This window comes from Alteribacter salitolerans (genome assembly GCF_016901055.1).
Lineage (GTDB): Bacteria > Bacillota > Bacilli > Bacillales > Salisediminibacteriaceae > Alteribacter > Alteribacter keqinensis.
The window spans coordinates 279618-297945 of the sequence record NZ_JAFEUX010000003.1 but is presented as its reverse complement, the minus strand read 5'-3'; the positions used below and the strand labels follow the sequence as shown (position 1 = coordinate 297945).

General features: G+C 47.9%; 15 protein-coding genes and 1 pseudogene. All 16 read right to left on the bottom strand.

From position 1 onward, the window contains the following. Window positions 1–15: 15 nt before the first annotated feature. The 16 genes and pseudogenes from JSY36_RS07595 to JSY36_RS07520 all read right to left on the bottom strand — a co-directional run bounded on the left by JSY36_RS07595 (window position 16) and on the right by JSY36_RS07520 (window position 18327). Window positions 16–843: a flagellar hook-basal body protein gene (locus JSY36_RS07595; protein ID WP_205165901.1), complete on the bottom strand. Its 828-nt coding sequence runs from the start codon at window positions 841–843 to the stop codon at window positions 16–18. A gap of 60 nt (window positions 844–903) precedes the next feature. After that, window positions 904–1908 (bottom strand): rod shape-determining protein, encoded by a 1005-nt coding sequence (mreB, locus tag JSY36_RS07590; RefSeq protein WP_205165900.1) that lies wholly within the window; start codon window positions 1906–1908, stop codon window positions 904–906. 403 nt (window positions 1909–2311) lie between these two features. Then, complete coding sequence (gene spoIIID, locus JSY36_RS07585; RefSeq protein ID WP_122899556.1) at window positions 2312–2593, bottom strand: sporulation transcriptional regulator SpoIIID; 282 nt, start codon at window positions 2591–2593, stop codon at window positions 2312–2314. 1174 nt (window positions 2594–3767) lie between these two features. Beyond that, the gene (locus tag JSY36_RS07580; protein ID WP_205165899.1) at window positions 3768–4553 is read right to left on the bottom strand and encodes a stage II sporulation protein SpoIIQ; all 786 of its coding nucleotides are present in this window, start codon (window positions 4551–4553) and stop codon (window positions 3768–3770) included. A 177-nt stretch (window positions 4554–4730) separates the two neighbouring features. Continuing rightward, window positions 4731–5771 (bottom strand): stage II sporulation protein D, encoded by a 1041-nt coding sequence (spoIID, locus tag JSY36_RS07575; protein WP_205165898.1) that lies wholly within the window; start codon window positions 5769–5771, stop codon window positions 4731–4733. Window positions 5772–6418: 647 nt separating this feature from the next. Further along, entirely contained in the window at window positions 6419–7744 is a 1326-nt protein-coding gene (gene murA, locus JSY36_RS07570) for a UDP-N-acetylglucosamine 1-carboxyvinyltransferase (RefSeq protein ID WP_122899562.1), read from the bottom strand. A 33-nt stretch (window positions 7745–7777) separates the two neighbouring features. Next, window positions 7778–8560, bottom strand: a complete 783-nt coding sequence (locus JSY36_RS07565; protein ID WP_205165897.1) for a YwmB family TATA-box binding protein — start codon at window positions 8558–8560, stop codon at window positions 7778–7780. A 159-nt stretch (window positions 8561–8719) separates the two neighbouring features. Next, complete coding sequence (locus JSY36_RS07560) at window positions 8720–8950, bottom strand: DUF1146 family protein (protein ID WP_236784652.1); 231 nt, start codon at window positions 8948–8950, stop codon at window positions 8720–8722. A gap of 697 nt (window positions 8951–9647) precedes the next feature. Continuing rightward, window positions 9648–11105 (bottom strand): NADH-quinone oxidoreductase subunit N, encoded by a 1458-nt coding sequence (locus tag JSY36_RS07555; protein ID WP_205165895.1) that lies wholly within the window; start codon window positions 11103–11105, stop codon window positions 9648–9650. Window positions 11106–11111: 6 nt separating this feature from the next. Further along, window positions 11112–12644, bottom strand: a complete 1533-nt coding sequence (locus tag JSY36_RS07550) for a complex I subunit 4 family protein (RefSeq protein ID WP_205165894.1) — start codon at window positions 12642–12644, stop codon at window positions 11112–11114. Continuing rightward, entirely contained in the window at window positions 12641–14503 is a 1863-nt protein-coding gene (gene nuoL / locus JSY36_RS07545; RefSeq protein ID WP_205165893.1) for an NADH-quinone oxidoreductase subunit L, read from the bottom strand. The genes JSY36_RS07550 and nuoL overlap by 4 nt, the downstream gene beginning before the upstream one ends. 34 nt (window positions 14504–14537) lie before the next feature. After that, complete coding sequence (gene nuoK / locus JSY36_RS07540) at window positions 14538–14852, bottom strand: NADH-quinone oxidoreductase subunit NuoK (RefSeq protein ID WP_122899574.1); 315 nt, start codon at window positions 14850–14852, stop codon at window positions 14538–14540. Further along, window positions 14849–15346, bottom strand: coding sequence for an NADH-quinone oxidoreductase subunit J (locus JSY36_RS07535; RefSeq protein WP_122899576.1), 498 nt, complete (start codon window positions 15344–15346; stop codon window positions 14849–14851). Before JSY36_RS07535 ends, nuoK begins: the two co-directional genes overlap by 4 nt. A 521-nt stretch (window positions 15347–15867) precedes the next feature. Next, window positions 15868–16254, bottom strand: a pseudogene (locus JSY36_RS20430) (NuoI/complex I 23 kDa subunit family protein); the annotation flags it as partial. Window positions 16255–16258: 4 nt separating this feature from the next. After that, window positions 16259–17203 carry an NADH-quinone oxidoreductase subunit NuoH gene (gene nuoH / locus JSY36_RS07525; protein ID WP_122900115.1) on the bottom strand — a complete coding sequence of 315 codons (945 nt, stop codon included), beginning with the start codon at window positions 17201–17203 and terminating at the stop codon, window positions 16259–16261. A 14-nt stretch (window positions 17204–17217) separates the two neighbouring features. After that, a complete protein-coding gene (locus tag JSY36_RS07520) occupies window positions 17218–18327 on the bottom strand; it encodes an NADH-quinone oxidoreductase subunit D (protein ID WP_122899580.1) in 1110 nt (369 codons plus the stop codon). Between the last annotated feature and the right edge of the window lies 1 nt (window position 18328).

Sequence of the window (18328 nt, the reverse complement as noted above, 5' to 3'; positions counted from 1 at the left end):
TGCACCTCCTTCTCATTACCCGATTCTACCTACGTCGTTCACTGCCCGCTCCATGCTTTTATCATAGGACTGAAGCATGCGCTGGTTTGCTTCGAAAGAGCGTAGCGTAGCCATCATTTCGGTCATGGTCCGGGCTGCGTCCACGTTCGATCGTTCAATAAACCCTTGCTGGATCTGGTACTCAGCATCATCGTTGTTGACCGCTGTAACCGGGGGTTCTTCCCCTTCGTAGCGAAGAAGGCCGTTCCCTTCTTTAACGAGCTGGGCGGGATCAGGGACGATGGCAACGTTAAGCTGGGTCAGTGGTTGCTGATCCGGCCCGGTCAGGATTTCTCCCCGTTCGTTCACGGTAAATTGCTCATTCCCTGTGTTGATCCGCTCTCCCTCACTGTCAAGAACGTAATTTCCCTGTGACGTAGTTAAAAAGCCTCCGCCATCAACGGTGAAGTTTCCGTTTCGGGTGTAACGGATGGTGCCGTCATCAGACTCCACATTATATAGAAGCGTTGCAGCCTGTCCTGTCTCTTCGTTAACCGGAACGTTCCCCTGAAGCAGCGCAAGATCAGTGACATTGCCCGTTTCCTGAATGTCGCCCTGGGTAAAATCCGGTGTTCGTTCCTGCATATAAACGCCAGTTGCAAGCTCTCCTACGTGATTTGATCCAAACCGCCTGGAATGGTCGGTTCCTGTGGCCTGAATGAGCATGTTCGGAAACGTCCGAAGCGAGCCTTGATCTGCTTTAAACCCTGGTGTATTCGCATTGGCTAAATTGTCAGTAAGCATTTCCTGACGGCGCTGCTGGGCAATCATGGCTGATGCCGTTGTGTGAAGTCCTCTGAGCATGGTATTACACCTCTGTTTCGTAAAAAGATTCGTCTGTTTCTTCTATCGGCAAGGTTGGTATCAGATTTTAATTCCCCGTTTAGACAGGCGGTCGAGGTTATGCAGAAGTTTTCCTGTTCCGTTCACGACGCAGTTCATCGGCTCTTCGGCAACGAAAACCGGTACTCTGAGCTCCTGTGCGAGAAGCTCGTCCACGCCGTGAAGATACGCGCCTCCTCCGGTGAGGATAACCCCGCGGTCAATAATGTCTGCTGAAAGTTCCGGAGGTGTCTGCTCAAGAACAGTCTTGGACGCTTGTACAATATGGTAGATCGATTCCTCAAGGGATTCGCTGATTTCCTGGGAGGTGACGGTGATTGTTCTTGGCAGTCCGCTCACCATATCGCGTCCGCGGATATCGATTTCTTCGTTACGACCCTCAGGTGATACAGTTCCTACTTCAAATTTAATCTGCTCGGCAGTACGTTCGCCGATGAGAAGCTTGTATTTTTTCTTTATGTAATTCAGGATGTCTTGGTCAAAACGGTCTCCGGCTACTTTTATGGAAGAAGCTGTTACGATATCGCCCATGGAAAGCACAGCTACGTCCGTTGTTCCGCCGCCGATGTCGACCACCATGTTTCCGTATGGCTGGTAAATATCCATGCCGGCACCGATCGCTGCCACTTTTGGTTCTTCTTCAATAAAGATGGATTTGCCTCCGCTTTTTTCTGCAGCTTCCCGGATTGCTTTCTGCTCGACGGAAGTAATGTTTGTCGGGCAGCAGATGAGAATTCTTGGCTTGGAGAAAAAGTTACGGACTTTTATTTTATCAAGAAAGTGTTTAAGCATTGATTCAGTCATGTCAAAATCAGCGATAACACCATCCTTCATCGGGCGGAGCGCCACGATGTTCCCGGGCGTGCGTCCGACCATGCGGAAAGCTTCATCACCGACTGCCAACACTCGTTTTGTGTTTGTGTCAATGGCTACAACGGATGGTTCATTAAGAACAATCCCCCGCCCTTTCACGTGAATAAGTACATTAGCTGTACCGAGATCTATTCCGATATCCCTACCAAACATTTCAATTTTCCTCCCTGATATTGTCTATTTGCGCCTTTTTATATTCCGTTCATTGCAGATAAAGTATCCAATGTTTAATTTTATCACAATTTGTCAGAATAAGGTGGGAGTTTCATGAAATTTTTGTACAAAAACCCTCAAAAAGGATAGGTGCAAAACGAAGTTCCGGTTTTACAATGGTGCGTCCTTTTCTGGTTGTGCCGGGCTTTCTTTACACCGTTAAGATAGGGATAGCGGATTAGTCAAGGTTTCCTGCATCTCCAACGATTTGTCAACTCCTGAGTTCGCACGCAGGCTGAAGTACATCCGGCTTCACACTGTACATAAGCCAGACAGGGTCGTGTTTAGCTGCAGCCTTCTTTCAGGTCAATAACGTGTGCTCTTTGGAAGAGAAGCGCAGCGTTTACGCTTTCGTTTCCGCCATCTTTTTTCCCACATGAGTCTTTTTGTACTTCACTTTTGTTGCTTCTCCTCCGCGAAGGTGACGAATGGATTTATGGTACTCGAGAATTTCTTTTACTTCATTCGCCAGTTCCTGGTTGATTTCAGGCAGCCGCTCGGTCAGATCTTTATGGACCGTGCTTTTGGAAACGCCGAATTCCTTTGCGATGGTTCGTACTGTCTTTCTCGTCTCGACGATGTACCTACCGATCTTGATTGTCCTCTCTTTGATGTAATCGTGCACACCTCTCGCCTCCCTAATGTTTCTAGGTTCAAAAAGACGGAGAAAAAGACAGCCACCCTTAGATGCTATTCCTGCTGCTGGTGGTTGCGTTCCCAAGTCCCATACAGGTTGCCTGTCAGCACTCGCTATCTCCTTGAACGACCTTGTCAATGTGGTAAGGTTTGTTAAATTTTATTAACGAGCTTGCTTAGATATGCACAAAAATCACAGAAGATGTAAAATCCCTGTCTCGTCAAGGCGTTTTCGATGTTTTACACAATTGTTCGGGGGACAGACCCTTGAAGAGGGTTGATGCAGCCGGAATGCCCTTCGCTTTCCGCGGAGGTGCCGGCGAGCCTCCTCAGGCTTCGCCCTGCGGGGTCTCACACTGGCCCCCACTTCCGCAGGAGTCTTCGGACATTCCAACTGCATCGATTTTTTTCATATCCGAAAAATTATGATTACTTTTTCATAATAAGAAACGAAGCGAAGGAATTGACTACAGCACCGAGCATATATATCGGATGAACGTTGATTTGCTTAGACACATACACAGCACATCACTAGAGGGAGAATCAGAAATAATGGAACTGAAGGACCCGCAGGCCTGTTTTCCTCAAGGAGGCTGAAGTGATGTTCAACAACAATCTTTTAAGAAACTTTGTTAAATACCATTTGTTTTAAAAATGTTGATTGCAGCGAATGCGCGACACTCCTGCGGGAAGAGCGAGTTCCGGGGAGACCCCGTAAGCGCGCAGCGCTGAGGATCGAGCCGCCCGCGGAAAGGGAGCGCAATCAGCGTAAATCAACAACTGATTTTAAGAAACCCCATAAGAAAGGAACTTTTAAAAAAGAAAAATTGGATATTTATATTCATTCGAAAAAACTTAATTTTTCTCAAACTATAAATTTTGCACACATAAAAACAGCAGCCCCCGGACGCGGTGGGGGCTGCTGCTGAGGGTGTCACATGAGATTGTGACTGCTAAAGGAAGTATTGAAGGTACTTCCTTTAGGATGTTACTTTATCGGTTTAGTTGGAATTAAAACTAGCTTACTGGTTGGCAATATGGAAAGCTGCGTTTTACGCTTTTTCTTTTGGTGCTTCATTTGCTGTATTCAGTGACTGTTTACGTCTGGAATTCCGGCATGAGCCTGGATTCCAGTGAAACCTTGACTTAACCTGATCCCGTAACTAGTCTTCCTGTCTGAGATCTTCGACAACTGATTCCGGAAGTTCTTCACTTCCAGGCTCTTGTGCCGCCTGATCTTCCTCAACATCCGGAAGAGAAGCGATTGGCTGCTCCATGTACTCCAGTGGATTTACCGGAACACCGTCTTTCCGGATCTCAAAGTGCAGGTGAACACCAGCATCTGTGTTATACAGGTTACGTCCGGCTCTTGCCATTACGTCACCTTGTTTCACAGTCTGACCCGCTTCTACCAGTACGCCTTCAAGGCTTTGATAGATAGACAGGATGTCATCATCATGTTCTACGTGAACCACTTGTCCGAACAACGCGTCTTCTTCAGCTTTAACAACTGTACCACTCATGGCTGCTGTCACATCGAAGCTTTCTCCGTTATCAGATGCAAAGTCGACACCTTTATTTTGGTAGTAGTAATTATTGTACTGAATTAAGGCATCTACTTGCTCGTCAACAGAAGACTCATAGTCATAAAAGCTTCCTACGACACTTACTTCGTTTTCATCAAGTACCGGCATTTCAAACACTTCGTTTTGCACCGCTACAGGTGTAGCATCTTCATCGTCCCCTGGCTGAACAATATCAAACTCAGAGTCTTGCGTTGGATCCTGCGTAAGATCTTCACTTGTAGATGTTAGCCAGATAAAACCTGTAATTACGACTGCAGCAAGCGTTAAGTAAAGAGCCGGCATTGTAAAACGTTTTTTCATCAGGCGTTTGAGATTCGCCTTAAGTTGTTCCACTTTGGAAACTTGTTTTTCTTCTTGATTCATTTGATCATCACCTCAGCAACCATTCTGATCAAATTGTCAACAGTTTATACATTATTCAGAAAAAAGTTCTGAAGCCTGTCCCCTCCACCTTCCTATACACGCTCAAACCTTTGAAAAACGGGCATTCCCCTATGTCAACAGTAAAATGCAAATTGTCGGGGGACAGACCCCCGACAATTATTTTTTGGCTGTAAAGCTGCCCAGTATGTTATCGGCCTCTGTGATCTGAACGTCTTTGTAGTAGTGATGAATGATGTCCTGATAAGTTTTTCCTTCCTTGGCCATCCCGTCTGCTCCAAACTGGCTCATACCCACGCCGTGGCCCCAGCCTCTAGTAGTCACAACAATTTCAGTTCCGTTACGGGTGATCGTAAAGTCACTTGAGTCCAGTTCGAGTTTATCGCGGATCTCCCTCCCAGTGAATTCTGTATCACCAAAACGGACCTTCCCTACACGTCCGCCGGTTGTACGCTCTGTTATATCACCTATAGCGCTGCCCGATATGCCGGCCACGCTTACACCGAGAGTTGATTCAAATTCCGGAACCGTGAATGTACGCTCCCCGTTAAATCGAGGTGACTCTTTATCCCACGGACTTTCTACACTGCGCAAATAAGGAATTTCATTTTCCCAGTATTCTTCCGAGTTTTCTGTATAACCGTTGCTCGTCGAGAAGAACGTTGCAGTAATCGGGCTGCCGTTGAATGTGATGACCTCTCCTTTAGTTTCAGCAACCGCTTCTTCAATTTTGGCCATCATATCTTCATAGTTGTCTCCATGTCTCGCTTTAAGCTCTTCCTGGTCCTGAAAAACCTGATGCATGACCGTATCGGTCACATCGGCCCCCTCGGGAATGTTGACGTCACTCGGACTCGTCATCTGCCTGATAATATAGGTGCGTGCTGTGAGCGCCTGGGCCTTTAATGCTTCCTTTTCATAAGAGGCCGGCATCTCTGAAGCAACTACACCAGCAATGTAGCTTTCGAAATCCACTTCTTCAATGGTTTCACTCTGAGATCTGAAAACGGAGACTGTCAGCTCTCCACCAGCGCTCTGGGCGCTCTGCGTCTGCTCCTGTTGTTGCAGCGAGTCGATTGAGGCTGTTGCTTCCTGTGCCGCCTGCTCAGGCTCATCGTCTGCAAACCAGACAACAAGCAGGGAGGGAATCACTAAGATGACCCCCATGAGAATAATTCCGACAAATATAAATTGCTTCATTCCTACACGCTCCCGTCCCTTCCAACTGTAATGAAGAATAATGTAGATTCTTGCTATATCTGACTTGCCCACTTCTGATACATATCTATGTTTTCTTATTACTAGTTAGAACAGGCAGGCGGGATTTTATACTAGTTTCTTTAAATTAATAGAAAAGATAGAGGCAGTGAAAAGAGCCGGTTTCCGTGGATCTATGTCCTACTATCCCTTCTCTTCATTTCCCTTGATGCAGCAGGGTGCAGGTAAATGGTGAGGCTCCCTTCTTAAGATTTATACGCTTTACCTACTCAGTGCAACTCCGCAAATTTCCCTTCCATTCGATTATTTCCCTGAAAATAATGTCGAGTGACAACAAACACAAATTCCAATATATGTATTTTAATTGCTGTTACCTTAAATAAGCTGCTATGGTTTTAAGTAAGCTTTTTCCGGAACAGGTGCCAACGGTGAACCTCCCCTATGTTGAAGATGCAACCCACTACCAGGAGATTCCCGGTGGTGCTGTGAAGCACCTCCGGCCACTGTCTTTCCTTCCGTGGAGCATTCTCTATATTGCTTCAGACAGGGTATCTATAACTGTGAACACAAAGAAAAACCCTGGCACGCGGGGTGCTCAGGGTCATAATAATAATCAATAATATTATTTCTTATGCAAAGTTCGGGTCCATCTTTAATGGAGCCGGTGCTTCAAGATTTTCAAGTTCATTTTCCTGCGCTTCGTAAATACGCTCTACGTCTGCGCCAAGTGCTTTCAATTTACCTGCAAAGTCAACATAACCTCTGTCGATGTGCTTAAGTTCTGTTACTCTTGTGTAGCCGTCAGCCACAAGGCCTGCTACAACAAGGGCGGCTCCGGCACGAAGGTCCGTCGCAGAAACTTCAGCTCCCTGCAGTTCATTTGGTCCCGATACAATGGCAGCACGGCCTTCGATTTTGATGTTACCGTTCATGCGGCGGAATTCCTCCACGTGCATAAAGCGGTTTTCAAATACCGTTTCCGTGATCACGCTGGTTCCTTCAGCACGAAGCAGAAGCGCCATCATTTGGGCTTGCATGTCCGTTGGGAAGCCAGGGTGAGGCATTGTTTTCAGGTCTACAGACTTGAGTTTTTCAGGACCGATAACACGGATCCCGTCGCTTTCTTCGATGATGATGACACCCATTTCGTTAAGCTTGGAAATGAGCGGGCGTAAATGTTCAGGCTCTACGTTCTCAAGAAGCACGTTACCTTTAGAGATCGCCGCCGCAACCATAAAGGTACCTGCTTCGATTCTGTCCGGAATAATTGTGTGCTCTGCTCCGGTCAGTTCTTTCACACCTTCAATGCGGATCGTACCTGTACCTGCTCCGCGCACCTTTGCTCCCATGGAGTTTAAGTACGTTGCAAGACAAACAATTTCCGGCTCTTCTGCTGCGTTTTCAATGATCGTTGTACCTTCAGCCATTGAAGCAGCCATCATGATGTTCTCAGTTGCACCTACACTTGGGAAATCAAGGTAGATCTTGTTCCCCACAAGCTTATCTTCCACTTTGGCCTCGATGAAGCCATTACCGATTTCCACTTTCGCTCCCATGGCTTCAAAGCCTTTCAGGTGCTGGTCTATCGGACGTGATCCGATTGCACAGCCACCAGGGAGTGCAATACGGGCGTGGCCCACTCTTGCAAGAAGCGGTCCCATTACAAGGAAAGATGCTCTCATTTTACGTACATATTCAAACGGTGCTTCCGTTTTCAGTGCTTTTGTAGCGTCCACGTCAATGGCGCCGTTTTCGTAATTAACATCAATGTTAAGATTTCGTAAAACTTCATTGATCGTGTATACATCAGCTAAAGCTGGAACATCATAAATCTTGCTCTTCCCTTTGCTGGCGAGTATAGATGCTGCGATGACCGGCAATACGGCGTTTTTCGCACCTTCAATGCGAACTGTGCCGCTCAACTGCCTGCCGCCGCGGACAATAATTTTTTCCAACGTATTCCCCTCCGCGTCCAGTTTCTATAGTTATTAATATTCAGCCGTAATTATTGGCGTGCCAATTGTGACGGTTGTTTCACCGCCCAATCCTTGTTCATTCTTCCTTAGAGCGATCTGTAAGTTCATCGGTTCGCCGTTCGTTTCAAGATGTGTCCCTAAAAAAGGGGCATATGCGGAAATTGAAACGAATGATGCTTCTTGTAAGGATTCAACTACATTTGCGGAAAATGTTTGTGTAATCTCTGTTCCCCATTTTTCAAAATCGTCTGCGCTGTTCTCGGGTAATACGCCTTCTGCACGAACAAAAAATTCTGATTGCTGCAGCCATTCAGGTGATTGAACGTTGTCAAAAAGCATTGAGAACTCGGTGTTTCCATCATGTTTGATGGGGATCATTGATGCGTTATAGGTGTGATAAGCCTGATATTCATCATCTGCAACACGTATAGACGTTAAGGTGACTCTTTCCGTTACAGTTTGGTTAATATCCGTTCTTATCCCTTCCCAAACCTCATTTCCATTTTCGTACGTAACCTTTGCCCAATCGAACATACTCAGCTGTCCTTTATTCTGCTGAACAAATTCTTCAAACGTACTCTTCGTCATCGTATTCGGGTCATTGTTTCTGGCGTAAATGTGCCAACGACTTGTACGAATGGTATTTTCCGTCATTTTATCGTTCATCTGCTGTATTGTTTGTATTGGTGATTGTGCTATTACGTCTTTGTCCAAATTTTCGTTTCCTTGAGCTACTCCGATCCATAGCAGGAAAATCAATATCAGACTCCCTGTGACAACCGTGTATTTCCCCATGTTTTTTCTCTCCCCCGGATATAACGTTTCGCACGTTACTTCTTACTAGCATTGTTACCTCTCAGAAGGGGGACATACATGGAATTTAAAGCTAATACACGACAATCTTCGAGCTTGTCTGAGCTCATTTCCAGTACTGAATCATGACTTAAATAAAACTTAAAATAAGTGCTGTAGCATTGTTGACCAATTGAGGTAGTTCAACAGGAAGCTGCTTACCAAATGCGTAATGGCGATGGCGATCAGGATAACTAATGCTTTTGCCTTGGGGCCGTCAGGGTCTGATACAAACAAGTCCCACTTGAATGTCTGTAAAGCCCACCAGACTGTGACCAGAACTGTGATATTTACAAAAAGACTGACCAACGCCTGCTGACCGAACTGTTCCAAAACTGCATTACCTCCAACGCTAACGTCCATAGCTCTTTTTCTTTTTGAATGTCTTCTGCTTGAAGTCTTATGATAAACGTGGTAACTTTTAACGTTATCAACTCGTCTATACAAAACTTCACAAAAACTATCTTAACGAAAATCACACTCAAATGCTATGGATTGTTTTACCTAAATTACACTTTTTTCAGGTAAATTTCTCCTTGTCACGTTTTGTACACAATTCATTGTCGAATGGGTTTAAAATTGACTTGTAGTATATTACATAACACTTGTAACATGAATGTAAACTTCTAAACTGAAAATAACTGGATTTTTTTATGAAATCGACTTCATTTTTACATAATTTATTCCATTTATTCAAAATGTTTACATTATTACCTTGAATTTTGTGTATGTTCAACCGACAAAAAGAACCCTCTCCACAATGTCCATAAAACATTGTCCGTGGAGAGGGTTCTTTTTCTGTCCGTCATCTCGACAAAATATTTACAATTATTCCAGGGCCAGCGGAAAGGGAAATCAACGCCAAAGAGGTTAAATGATCAATTTAAAAAGAATTTTACATTTACTTTATACGGAACCTAGGTAAGACCTCGCAAACGAAGTGAGGAAGCTCGCCAGGACCACTGCGGAAAGAGAAGGGTACTTAGGCTTCATCTAGTATTTACCAAGAGACAACAATACAGGATTTAACTCAAAACGCCATCCATTGCATCGTCGTAAAGAAGTTAATCAGTAAAAATGGCAGGATCCCAAGGCCCAGAGTGAAAATCAGCGTAACGGTTACGACTCCCGACATTCCAGCAGGGATCCGAAGCTGCCCCTCCTTCTCTTTTGGTTCTTTCATAAACATCTGCCTGATAATTCCGAAGTAGTAAAAGAACGAAACAATACTTGTCACGATCATAATCACCGCAAGCCAGAGCATGTCTGCGGATATGGCCTGAAAGAAGATCCATGCCTTCCCGGTAAAACCGGCAGAAACGGGCAGGCCGGCAAGAGAAATTAAGAATGCACTCATGGCAATGGCGAGAAAAGGAGAGCGCCGGTATAATCCTGAAAAGCTCAGGATGTCTTCCGAGCCCGAGCTCTCGGTCACAATCGTGATGACAGCGAAGGCTCCTAGAGTCATCACCATGTACGCAACAGCGTAAAACAAGATGACACTGACTGTCATATCAAGCGTTACAAAAGCGGCAATTGGTACGAGAAGATATCCCGCCTGGGCAATGCCCGAGTATGCCATCAGCCGCTTTACGTTATGCTGCGTAAGGGCAATGAGGTTTCCGGCAATCATCGTGACCGCCGCCACGATAGCGATAATAAACCCCCATTCTTCATAAATGCCGCCAAATCCAGTGAAAAAGACGCGCAGGATGATGGCAAAAGCTGCGATTTTGGATATGACCGTCAGGAAGGATGTCACCGGCGTCGGTGCACCTTCATACACATCCGGCGCCCACATATGGAACGGAACGACGGATATCTTAAAGCCGAATCCGACGAGCATAAACAAAAGGCTCATCATCACAAGGAATGGATACGCATCGAACAGCGAACCGATCTGTGCACCGATTTCTACTAAGCTTGTTGTTCCCGTCAGGCCGTACATAAAGGACATTCCGTAGAGAATGAAAGCGGAAGCGGTCCCGCCCAGGACAACGTATTTCACTGCTGCTTCGGTTGATTTCTTACTGTACTTTTTAAACCCGGCCATACAGTAAGCTGAAATACTTAAAATTTCAAGACCGATAAACAGTGTAATCAGGTCTGCCGATGAAACCATGAGCATAGCCCCGAGAGAAGCGAACAGAAGCAGAGAATAAAACTCACCCTGATACACATCGGGATGCCGGTCAAGATAGTACATGCTGATTCCGATCACAATGGCCGTGCCTGTGAGAATCAGTACTTTAAAAGCGGTAGAAAACGGGTCAACGACGAACATATCACCGATACTTCCGGAATTCCCCCCGTTCCAGAACAGAACCAGGGCCGCAGTGGCCAGAAGAGCAACGATACTCAGGCGGCCGATGAACGGCTTTTTCCCGTTGATCCCTGTCATAAAGTCAATCGTAAAGATGAGTAAAGCAGCAGCTGCCAATACAATCTCCGGGGTCATTAAAGACCAGTCCGCATCAAAAGAAAGCATATGTCTTTACCCCCCTATCCTTGACACAAAGTCAATTACGGTACTGTTTATCACGTCACTTAACACATTCGGGTAAATCCCGATCAGGAGACTCACTCCAAGAAGACCGACCATCGGAATGTATTCCACCGGCCTTGCATCCTTCAGACCTGCAAATCTCTCATTCAGCTGCCCAAACGCCGTCCGCTGCACCGCCCAGAGGAGGTAAGCCGCCGTCAGAATGATTCCAAGAGCTCCGATCACAGCAATGGGCACAGCCTGTGGAATGACATCCGGCGAAGCACCGAAAATGCCGATAAAGGCAAGGAGTTCACTCACAAATCCCGAGAGTCCGGGAAGTCCTAAAGATGCAAGGGCTGCAGCAAGCATAAACCCTGTGAGCACCGGAATCGACTTGGACAGTCCTCCGAGCTCCGACAGTTCCCGGGTCTTGGTCCGTTCGTAAATGGCTCCAACCATGAAGAACAGGAGAGCGGTAATGACACCGTGGGAAACCATCTGAAAGATCGCTCCCTGAAGGCCTGCTTCCGTAAACGAAGCCGCACCGAGAAGAATGATTCCCATATGACTGATGCTCGCATAGGCAATCAGCTTTTTCAGATCGGTCTGTACAAGCGCCAGACACGCACCGTATAGAATATTGATCACTGCGAGCACAGCAATGAATGTGGCAAACGAGACAGCCTGATCGGGTAAAATACCATAACCGATTCTGAGCAGTCCGTAGGCTCCGAGCTTTGAAAGAACACCGGCCAGAACCATTGTTGCTGCTACAGGCGCTTCGGCATACGCGTCAGGAAGCCAGGTGTGAAGGGGAAAAATCGGCAACTTCACTGCGAAAGCAAGCAGTAAAGCAGCAAACAATCCTGTTTTAAAAGCAGCACTGACCGCCTCCGGGTTTGCGGGGTTGGCATAAATGTCTGCAAGGGCCGCCATATTGAATGTGGCTTCTGCCGCCCCCATTGCCTCTGAACCTTTGAAAGCCATGGCAATAAAAGCGAGAAACATCACGCCACTCCCAAGCCCTGTGTAGATCAGAAATTTAAATGAGGCGTATTCACGTTTTTTCCCGCCCCAGATTCCGATGATAAAAAACATAGGAATAAGAGTAAGTTCAAAGAAAAGAAAGAACAGGAACAGATCGAGTGCTGTAAACACACCGAGCATCCCGGTCATGAGAACGAGTGTCCAGACAAAATACTCTTTAATCCTGTCCTGAATCGTAAAGGATGCAAAAATTCCGAGGGTCGTCACAACGGTTGTGAGCAGGAGGAGCGGCAGGGAAAGACCGTCAATCCCAAGCTCATAATTGATCTGAAGGAGACCGAAGTCAATCCAGGGATAACTCACCCCCATCTGAGCACTGGAAGCCCCTCTGTCAAAACCCGACCACACAATAAGGGAAAGAATCAGTGTGATTAAAGCCGTCCCCGCTGCCAGAGAGCGGATGACGTTTTTATTTTCCCTTGGGATGACGAGCAGGATAAGAGCCCCTGCAAGTGGTAAAAATACGAGCCACGAGAGAATGTTAGGAATCATCCGAAATACCCCCTGACGATAAACGCAACCGCTATTACAGCCAGACTTCCAACTACCGTCACAAGTCCATATGTCTGAAGCTGTCCGTTATGCTGCTTCCCTGCCGTTCTCCCGATCCCTCTGACGGAACGGGCAAGAACATTGACAGAGCCGTCTATTAATCTCCGGTCAGCAGCAAACAGCAGTCGGCTGAGTCCGATTGTCGGTTTTACAATAACCGTGTCGTACAGTTCATCGATGTAATATTTGTTCAATAAAACGTTATAAACAGGTGAACGGGTTTCTCTTTGTTCAGGTGCTCCGCTGTACATCCGCCACGCCAGTCCGATACCGGCAGCAGCAACAAGAAGCGAAATAGCAGCCAGCCCCAGTCCGCCATGTGCCTGTGACCCCAGTGCCAGTCCTTCAGTAAGGAAACTCTCCAGACTGTACCCGGTTAACGGACTGTTAATGATTCCCGCCACTACAGCGAAAAAGGCAAGAGCGATAAGGGGAACTGTCATCCAGCCTTTATTTTCCCGTGCATCCTCTATAAGTTTGCCCTCCCCCCGAAATTCACCGGTGAACACTTTGAAAAACAGACGGAACATGTAGAACGCAGTCATAAACGATGTAAGAATCGCAATCGCAAACAAGAACACATCTCCGTTTGCCCAAACTGCCGCAAGAATGCCTTCCTTGCTCCAGAACCCTGCGAGGGGAAAGATCCCTGCAATAGCCAGTGAGCCGATCAGAAACGTCACAGCGGTAATCTTCATTTTTTTCCACAAACCGCCCATCTTGTTGATGTCCTGTCTGTGATGGAGGGTGTAAATCACCGATCCTGCTGCTAAAAAGAGCAGCGCTTTAAAAAACGCGTGCGTCATCAGATGAAACAGACCCGCCACGTACCCCGCCGTTCCAAGAGCGAGCATCATCAGACCGAGCTGACTCACAGTGGAATAGGCAAGAATCCGTTTAATATCTGTATTCACAAGGGCAATTGACGCGGCGAAAATGGCGGTGACCGCTCCGGTGTAGGCAACGACTGTGAGAGCTGTTCCCGATGCCTGAAAGATCGGATACGTGACGGCAACGAGATACACACCGGCCGCTACCATCGTAGCCGCGTGAATGAGGGCACTGACCGGCGTCGGCCCCTCCATGGCATCCGGAAGCCATACATGCAGGGGAAACTGTGCTGATTTCCCCACGGCCCCAAGGAAGATACATAGAGCAATTGCTGTCACAAGTGTGTCTGATACAAGTCCGGCATTGATCGCTTCAAATGCCGCCCCGTATTCAAAGCTTCCTGTTGCGTTGAATAAAAGGATAAGCCCGATTAAAAGCCCTACGTCCCCGATCCGCGTAACGAGAAAGGCTTTTTTCGCCGCCGCTGCTGCTTCCGGTTTAAAATACCAGAACCCGACCAGGAGGAAAGAACAGAGTCCTACCAGCTCCCAGAAAATAAACAGCTGCAAAATGTTCGGGGCAAGAACGAGGCCGAGCATTGAAAAGGAAAACAGCCCCAGGTAGGCGTAAAATACGTGTACCCGGTCATCGGCAAGCATGTACTGTCTCGAAAAAACGTGAACAAGAAGACTCACGGCCGTTACGACAAACAGCATCATGGCATTGAGTGCCGATACTTCATAACCCATCATGACCGTACTTTCACCGAATGTGATCCATTCCGCCACCCCCGTGTAGGACTCCCCTCCCCACCGTTCAACAAGTACGATGGTGGAAAAAAGAAAGGAGAGGAACAGGGCAGCTATTCCCACATAAGCAGCATTATGTTTTAACGTCCGCCCAAAAAGGAGCAGGACGATAAAGGCGATCAACGGAAAAACCGGGATGATCCAAGCGTTTTGTAACATACCATCACCTTTTCTGTTATCTTTTCGACCTGCCCTACCAGCGAAGGAGGTCCTGTTTTATGGCGTCAATCGATGCACGGTTTCTGTAGAGGGCAATTAAAATGGCGAGTCCCACCGCTGCCTCTGCAGCTGCCACTGTGATGACAAAGAGTGTGAACACCTGCCCGGTTATGCTGGCAAAAGGTCCGATACTCGAGAAGGCCACCAGGTTAATGTTCACGGCGTTCAGCATCAGCTCGATACAGATGAGCACCACAACGAGGTGGCGTCTCGTGAGGACGCCGTACAAGCCGATACAAAACAGGATCGCCGCAAGGGCTAAAAATAAATTCACCGTAACCATGGTCAGTCCGCCTCCTTCCGGGCAATGACGATTGCACCGACGAGAGCAGCCAGAAGAAGGATGGCAACACCCTGAAACGCAATCAGGTAATTCCCGTAAAGCTCAAGACCGATGGCTTCGGCAGTACCTACAAACGGCTCTTCGTTTACCGCAAAATCAGCCGTCAAAATTCCGTACAGCATCCCCCCGAGCAGTGTGGCAACACCGAGAAAACTGAACACCTTATGGAGCCGGCTCCGATCAGGTCCGAACCCGACCGCCCGGTGATCGGTGAGCATCATTCCAAAGATGAAGAGAATCGAAATGGCCCCCACGTAAACCATGATCTGAATGATGCCGATAAACTCGGCTCGGAGTAAAAAGTACATTCCGGCTATGGCGAAAAAGCAGAACGCCATTGCCACAAGACGGTGGGAAATCCTCTGCAGTGCCAGCACAAGGACGGCACACACGATAATCACAAACGAGAAAATGAGGAAAAACGTCATTTGAGCACTCACTCTCCCCCACCTCGCTTACTCTCTGAAACTTCTTCTGCTTCTTTTGGCGCCGAATCTTCTTCAGACTGTACTTTTGACTCCGCGGCCGGTGTTTCTTCTTCCGTTTCTTTCTTTTTCTTCTCCGGGGAAGGCGCTTCTGCCGGAGTTTCGGATTCAGTTTTCATTGGCGAGGCTTTCGGCTCCTCCGTTGTTGACGGGGTTTCCGAAGCTTCTTTTTTTACCGGTCGTTCCTTAGGCTCTTCAGCTGAAGGTGGTACTTCCGAAGCTTTTCCTTCCACTTCCGGCTTTGTAGCTTCCTGAGAAGGCTTCGCTTCTTTTTTCCCAGCCTCAGCCGGTTTAACCTCGGCTTCAGCCTCTGTCTTCACCGGAGCCTTTTTCTCTTTCACCGCTTCCCCTTTCGGATCTTTCTCTGTTTGTGAAGTTTTTCTCACAGGGTCAGACCCCGTTTTGGTACGGGCGGGTCTTTTCGGTTTTTCTGCTTCTGCGTTTGGATCGGGCTCGGTGTAGTTTCCGAACACTTTGTTTTCGGTGAGCCATCCCATATCTTTAAAGTGTTCGTCTCTTGTGTAGGAAGACAGGTTGTCATACTTGGCGGTCATGACAATCGCGTTCGTAGGGCACACTTCCGTGCAAAAATCACAGAGGATACACCCTTGAAAGTCGATGTTGTAAGTGTCGATGACCTTCTTTTTCGGATTCGCCTCGCTCTTTTTACCCGTCAGTGTGATTACGTCTGTGGGACACACTTTTACGCACATGTCACAGACGATGCATTTTTCGGGAAAAAAGCGGTGAACGCCCCGGAACCGTTCCGGCATTTCTACTTTTTCTTCGGGGTATTGGATTGTGAATTTCTTTTTCGTGAAGTAGTTCAGTGTGACGCCGAATCCTTTGAGCAGTCGAAACATGTTATCACCCCATCCACACTTTGATGATCGACGTTATCACGATGTTCAGGAGGGCCAGCGGGATGAGCACTTTCCATCCGAAGCCCATTAAGTGGTCGACCCTAGCGCGTGGCAAAGTGGCGCGGAGCCAGAACCAGATGAACATAAACACACACATTTTAAGTAAGAACCATACGACGCCAGGCAGAAAGGCCGGTCCGAGCCACCCGCCAAGGAAAAGGGTTGTGGCCAGGGCTGAGATGGCGATGGCGTACGTATATTCAGCAAGCATGAAGAAAGCATACCGGAAACCGGAGTATTCTGTGTGATAGCCGGAGACAAGCTCCGATTCAGCTTCGGGCAAATCAAACGGTGAACGGTTCAGCTCGGCAATCGCTGCAATCATGTAGACTAGAAAACCAAGAAACTGTGGAATGATGAGCCACAGGCCGATCGATTCCTGGTAAAAAACAATCTCACGGAAGTTGAGCGATCCGGCGAGAATAACCACACCGACGATGGACAAAACGAGGGGAATCTCATAGCTGATCACCTGTGCGACGCTTCGCATGGCCCCCATGAGTGAATATTTGTTGTTGGACGCCCATCCCCCCATCACAACGCCGAGGGTTGTAATGGATGAAATCCCGATGAAGTAGAGAATTCCGATATTCAGGTCGGCAGCGTACAGGTTCTCGCTCCAAGGGATTGTGGCGTAAATGGCAAACGACGGTACGAAGGCAACGACCGGCGCGAGGATAAAAATCGGCCGGTCTGCAGCCCGGGGGATGACGTCTTCTTTCATCAGAAGTTTCGACACATCGGCGACCGTCTGAAGCATCCCCCATGGACCGTGCCTGTTCGGGCCGATTCGCACCTGCATATAGCCGATCACCTTCCGTTCGAAAAGGATCGCGTATGTGACAGCCCCGAGAAGAAGGAGCATGAGACAGACGGCGTAGACGATCATGAACACGAGGTCCACTACGCATCCACCTCCCCAAGCACCACGTCAAGGCTTCCGAAGATCGCTACGAGATTGGCGATCGACTCATCAATGAGAAGCTCCTGCAGAATCTGGACGTTTACAAAGGACGGACGGCGGAGCTTCACCCGGTACGGCTGGGTTTTGCCGTTACTCACGATATAAACGCCAATCTCCCCTTTTGATGCTTCACAGCGTTTGTACACTTCTCCGGCAGGCGGCTTGATCATCATAATCCGTTTGCCTTTTTTATGAATGATTTCCCCTTCAGGAATCTGCTCGCACGCCTGCTCGATAATCCGGAGAGATTCGTGCATTTCAGCAATCCGCGTTTTATAACGGGCGTACACGTCCCCTTCCTTGAAGGTAGGAATATCGAAATCAAACCGGTCATAAATGCTGTACGGTTCTTCTTTACGGAGATCAAAGCGAATCCCGCTTCCCCTCGCGATTGGTCCTGAGAGGCCCCAGTTGATCGCTTCCTCCTGGCTGATCTTCCCGACACCGATTGTGCGTGCCTGGAAAATTTCGTTACCCGTAACCAGCGTGTCGTATTCTTTTATGTTTTCCCGGACCTCTTTCACTGTTTCTTTAACCCGGTCGATCCAGCCCTCTGGCGCGTCCCACTTTACGCCGCCGATGCGGACGTAGTTGAACGTCATTCGTGCGCCGCTTATTTCGTTCAGTCGGTCGAGGATGAGGTCCCGGTCGCGGAAGGCGTAAAGGAACGGACTGAGTGCGCCGATGTCGAGCATGAATGTGCCCCACCAGACGAGGTGGCTGGCGATGCGGTTCAGTTCCATAACGAGAACGCGGAGGTACTCGGCGCGCTCGGGAATTTCCCATTCGAGGAGTTCCTCCACTCCGGCACAGTAGATGTAGTTGTTGGTCATGGCATTTAAGTAATCGAGCCGGTCGGTGTAGGGTATGAACTGGGTGTACAAAAGCCCTTCTGCGAGTTTTTCAGAGCCTCTGTGCAGGTAGCCGATGACCGGTTCGGCGTGTTTAATTGTTTCCCCCTCGATGGTGAGGATGAGCCGGAATACCCCGTGTGTACTGGGGTGCTGCGGCCCCATGTTTAATGTCATTTGTTCTGTGCGAATTGACATC

What these genes read in the sequence shown, in the direction of transcription:
- JSY36_RS07595 (WP_205165901.1), bottom strand. Translation starts at nt 843, where the DNA reads ATGCTCAGAGGACTTCACACAACGGCATCAGCCATGATTGCCCAGCAG.
- mreB (WP_205165900.1), bottom strand. Translation starts at nt 1,908, where the DNA reads ATGTTTGGTAGGGATATCGGAATAGATCTCGGTACAGCTAATGTACTT.
- JSY36_RS07580 (WP_205165899.1), bottom strand. Translation starts at nt 4,553, where the DNA reads ATGAATCAAGAAGAAAAACAAGTTTCCAAAGTGGAACAACTTAAGGCG.
- spoIID (WP_205165898.1), bottom strand. Translation starts at nt 5,771, where the DNA reads ATGAAGCAATTTATATTTGTCGGAATTATTCTCATGGGGGTCATCTTA.
- JSY36_RS07565 (WP_205165897.1), bottom strand. Translation starts at nt 8,560, where the DNA reads ATGGGGAAATACACGGTTGTCACAGGGAGTCTGATATTGATTTTCCTG.
- JSY36_RS07555 (WP_205165895.1), bottom strand. Translation starts at nt 11,105, where the DNA reads ATGCTTTCTTTTGATGCGGACTGGTCTTTAATGACCCCGGAGATTGTA.
- JSY36_RS07550 (WP_205165894.1), bottom strand. Translation starts at nt 12,644, where the DNA reads ATGATTCCTAACATTCTCTCGTGGCTCGTATTTTTACCACTTGCAGGG.
- nuoL (WP_205165893.1), bottom strand. Translation starts at nt 14,503, where the DNA reads ATGTTACAAAACGCTTGGATCATCCCGGTTTTTCCGTTGATCGCCTTT.
- nuoH (WP_122900115.1), bottom strand. Translation starts at nt 17,203, where the DNA reads ATGATCGTCTACGCCGTCTGTCTCATGCTCCTTCTTCTCGGGGCTGTC.
- JSY36_RS07520 (WP_122899580.1), bottom strand. Translation starts at nt 18,327, where the DNA reads ATGTCAATTCGCACAGAACAAATGACATTAAACATGGGGCCGCAGCAC.